Origin of the sequence: Streptomyces sp. NPDC057654, assembly GCF_042800135.1 — a bacterium.
In the GTDB taxonomy this organism is placed as follows: domain Bacteria; phylum Actinomycetota; class Actinomycetes; order Streptomycetales; family Streptomycetaceae; genus Streptomyces.
In genome coordinates, this window is the sequence record NZ_JBHVHQ010000798.1 from 1 (window position 1) to 3,967 (window position 3,967).

Below are 3,967 nucleotides of genomic sequence, written 5' to 3' on the forward strand. Positions count from 1 at the left end.
GCGTTCTCCGGGAGATTCTCCTTCCGGCCGCGCCCCTGTACACCAGATCGAGGCCGGTAAACTTTCAACTATGAATTCGCAAAGGCCGCTTGACAGGTGAAGGCGGAATGATGCGCATTCCCCGATAAAGGGTCCGCTCAGTGGAACCGGCCTTGTGCGCGGCGAGCGCCTCGCGGAATATCGACCCAGTTGAAGAAGGTTGCGAAATGATGAAGGCGGCGCGGAACGGCCGCGGCGGGCACCGCTTTCGCAGCCGGAACCCAGGCACTCAGGGCCGTTGAACGGCCGCCGGGAAAGCATTCGACCCACCTTCCCGTACGGGGGCCGGTACGAGCTGGTACGAGTCCTGTACGGGCTTGTCCGGCCGGTTCCGGTCCGCTCCGGTCGGCTCCGGCCGGGTCCGGTGCGTCATGAGCGGAAAGCGACTGACCGTTAAAAAGGGGGACAAGTGCCGGACGCGAGAAATAGGCGAACCGGTGTCGGGACCGTCGGGGCCGTATTTCCCGACAGGGACACACCGTTCGCCGGGATATGACGCCCGGCCGCCACGGGCGCGGGGGCGCTCGCCGCGGCCGGGGCACAACGACGGCACCGCGCGCGGGCCCGGGAGCGCACCACGCACCGCTCCCGGGGCCGCCCGCCACACAGGTCATTGGCCGGTTTCGGGCTGGCGTCGGCCGCCGGAGGCCAATTCAGTGGTATTGACGCGTGCCACCGCCGTGAGCAGGCGGGCGCGCACGGGGGGAGAGAACCTTGTCGTTCAGCAGCACCGGCCGACTCTCCGAACTGGAGCGGCCGGCCATGAGGACAACCGCCGGGGGACGCGGAGTTCTGGAAGGCGCGTTCTCCCTGCTGGAAGCGGTGGAACGGGCGGGGGAGGCCGGGCTGACCCGGCTGGCCAACGACAGCGGCCTGCCGAAGGCCACCGCCCACCGGCTGCTGTCGCAGCTCGTCGAGCTCGGGGCCGTCGAACGGGTCCGCGACCGCTACCGCATGGGCTCGCGCATCTTCCGCCTCGGCAGGCGCTGGCAGCCCCACCCCGCCCTGCTCGGCGCGGCCCGCGCGCCCGTACGGCACCTCGCCGACACCACGGGCGCGACCGTGGGCCTGTGCGTGCTGCGCGAGGGCCGCACCATGGTCGTCGCCGGGATCGGCGGGCGGGCCGACGAGCTGGCGCCGCAGCGGCCCGGCGCGATGTACCCATGGTCGACGGCCGCGGGCAAGGTGCTCGTCGCCGGCACCCGGCCCGGCCTGCCGCCGGGCCCGCTGCCGAGCTCCTGGGCCCGTACCGCCGCCGCCATCAGGGACAAGGGCATCGCCTTCGACCACGAGGAGATCATGCCGGGCGTGTTCTGCGCGGCGGTCCCGCTGTTCGGCGCGGACGACGTCGTCGTGGCGTCCGTCTGCGCCGTGACGGGCTCGGCGGGGCAGCTCGCGCGCCTCGCGGAGCCCCTGACCCAGGCCGGCCAGACCGTGAGCACGGCGCTGCGCAACCGCTGACCGTACGGCGCTCCGAACCGGTGGCACTGGGGGCAGACCGTGCGGCGGGGCGGGCCATACGCTGGGCCGATGACCCGTCGCACTGCCGCACGGCGCGTGGTGTCCCTCGTGCCCTCGCTCACCGAAGCCGTGGCCGCCACCGACCCCGGCCTCCTCGTCGGGGCCACCGACTGGTGCAGCCACCCCGCCGGGCTCGACGTGACCCGTGTCGGCGGCACGAAGAACCCCGACACCGGCCGGATCGCCGCGCTCGCCCCCGACCTCGTCATCGCCAACGAGGAGGAGAACCGGGAGCCGGACCTGGCCGCGCTGCGCGCCGCGGGCCTGCGCGTCATGGTCACCGAAGTACGCACCCTGGAGCAGGCGTTCAGCGAGCTGGAGCGGGTCCTCGTGGACGGCTGCGGGCTGGACCGGCCGCCGTGGCTGGACCGCGCGGAAGCCGCCTGGTGGGACCCGGTCAGCACGCCCATCCGACTGCGGGCGGCCGTGCCCATCTGGCGGCGGCCCTGGATGGTGCTCGGCCGCGACACCTTCGCGGGCGACATACTGGCCCGGCTCGGCGTCGACAACGCCTACGCGCACCACGCCGAGCGGTACCCGCGCGTCCCCGTCGAGGAGCTGCGCGCCGCCGCCCCGGACCTCGTCGTCCTCCCCGACGAGCCGTACCGCTTCACGAAGGACGACGGGCCCGAAGCCTTCCCGGCCCGGCCCGTCGCCCTCGTCAGCGGTCGTCATCTCACCTGGTACGGGCCCTCGCTGGCCGAGGCGCCCGCCGTCCTCAGCGCGGCACTGCGAGCAGCGCGCCGCTGAGCACCCCGCGCAGCGTCCGCACCCCCGCCACCAGCCACGCCACGACCAGCACGACGAACAGCGCCACCGCCAGCCAGTTGTAGAAGTCCAGCCCGGTGTGCTTGGCCAGCCCGGCCGCGCCCGTCACACAGGTGCCGATGGGGAAGGTGAAGCCCCACCAGGTCATCGAGAACTTCATGCCGTTGCGGAACGCGCGGACCACCGTCGCCGTGGCGATCGCCAGCCACAGCAGCGCGAACCCCATCACCGGCACGCCGTACAGCACCGCGAAGGGCAGCATGGCGTGCGCGTACGTGCCGTCGATCGCGCCGTGCGCCGCGTCGGCGAGGTTGTTGACCGCGGTCGTCGACTGGCCCAGCGGACCGAGCACCAGGAACATCGTCGGCGTCAGCGCCACCGGCAGCGCACCCTGGTGGACGAGGCGCGAGAAGATCACCGGCAGCATGATGAAGGTGGCGAGCAGGGACAGCCCGAACAGCGCGTAGCAGCCCAGCAGCAGCGTCTCCCGCCACTGGCCGGCCGGCAGATGGGCGATCAGGGCCGGGCCGCAGGCCGCGGACACCATGGGCGCGACCACCGGCAGGATCCACACCGGCGAGGCCGTGCCCGCGTCGACCTGGTGCCGGGTCACCATCAGATACGGGATGGCGGACGCGGCGACGAGCCCGATGGCGGTGCCCGCGATCCACAGCACCGTGTCGACGGCGACGCCCGCCGAGACGCCGATGACGTCCGAGCCCACCGACAGGCTGCCCGCGCCGACGGCCAGCATCCCCATCGACAGACAGCCGTAGAACGGCGCGACGGCCGGGTCGAGGAGGTGCTTGCGGGCCTGGTCGGCGTGGCGCGCCCAGTGCGCGCCGCGCGCGACGAACAGCACGACCAGCAGCACCGCGCCCAGCGCCCAGACGACCTGGTACGCCGTCCGCAGCCCCCAGAAGTGGACCGGCAGGACGGCGCCCGCGTTCGCGACGATCGCCGTCCCCATCACCGACGCGTACCAGTTGGGTCCGAGCATGCGGACGGACCCGCGGGGGCGGTTCTCTGCAAGGGGGCGGGAGCGCGGCTGCGCGATAGTGGTCATGTCACCAACATCCTCCGCCCCGGCGCCGCTCACCAGGGATCTTCTCTCTATGAGGGCATAAACTGCCTTTATGGGCGACGGGCAGGCGGACACCGGGCAGGACGCCGGTCGAGAGACCGGGCAGGGCACTGAAACAGACGGCGGGGCGGGGCAGGGCGCCGCCGGTCCGCATCCCCGCACCGGCCTCCTCGCGCACCGGGTGCCCGACCTCGCCGCGCTGCAACTGCTCCTCGCCGTTGCCCGCCTCGGCAGCCTCGGCCGCGCCGCCCGCGAACTCGGCGTCACCCAGCCCGCCGCCAGCAGCCGCATCCGCTCCATGGAGCGGATGCTCGGCGTCTCCCTCGTGGAGCGCTCGCCGCGCGGCTCCACCCTCACCCCGTCCGGGGCGCTCGTCACCGACTGGGCGCGGCGCATCGTGGAGGCCGCCGAGGCGTTCGACGTGGGCGCGCAGGCGCTGCGCGGGCGGCGCGACTCGCGGCTGCGGGTGGCCGCCAGCATGACCATCGCCGAATACCTGCTGCCGGGCTGGCTGATCGCGCTGCGCGGCAGCCGCCCGGACACCGCCGTCTCCCT

4 protein-coding genes are annotated in these 3,967 nt (G+C 73.3%); 3 read left to right on the top strand and 1 reads right to left on the bottom strand.

What is annotated here, in order from left to right:
- Positions 1 to 753 precede the first annotated feature (753 nt).
- Positions 754 to 1,500: an IclR family transcriptional regulator gene (locus ACFU99_RS36065; protein WP_384400572.1), complete on the top strand. Its 747-nt coding sequence runs from the start codon at positions 754 to 756 to the stop codon at positions 1,498 to 1,500.
- A 69-nt stretch (positions 1,501 to 1,569) separates the two neighbouring features.
- Positions 1,570 to 2,310 carry a helical backbone metal receptor gene (locus ACFU99_RS36070; RefSeq protein WP_384400575.1) on the top strand — a complete coding sequence of 247 codons (741 nt, stop codon included), beginning with the start codon at positions 1,570 to 1,572 and terminating at the stop codon, positions 2,308 to 2,310.
- On the opposite strand, the gene ACFU99_RS36075 is transcribed toward ACFU99_RS36070, so the two are convergent.
- The gene (locus tag ACFU99_RS36075; RefSeq protein WP_384400578.1) at positions 2,279 to 3,394 is read right to left on the bottom strand and encodes a TDT family transporter; all 1,116 of its coding nucleotides are present in this window, start codon (positions 3,392 to 3,394) and stop codon (positions 2,279 to 2,281) included. The two genes, ACFU99_RS36070 and ACFU99_RS36075, sit on opposite strands and share 32 nt — an antisense overlap.
- Before the next feature lie 70 nt (positions 3,395 to 3,464).
- Between ACFU99_RS36075 and ACFU99_RS36080 the strand changes: the two genes are divergently transcribed.
- Positions 3,465 to 3,967, top strand: a 503-nt coding sequence (locus ACFU99_RS36080) for a LysR family transcriptional regulator (protein WP_384400581.1), incomplete at its 3' end; no start/stop codon positions are given.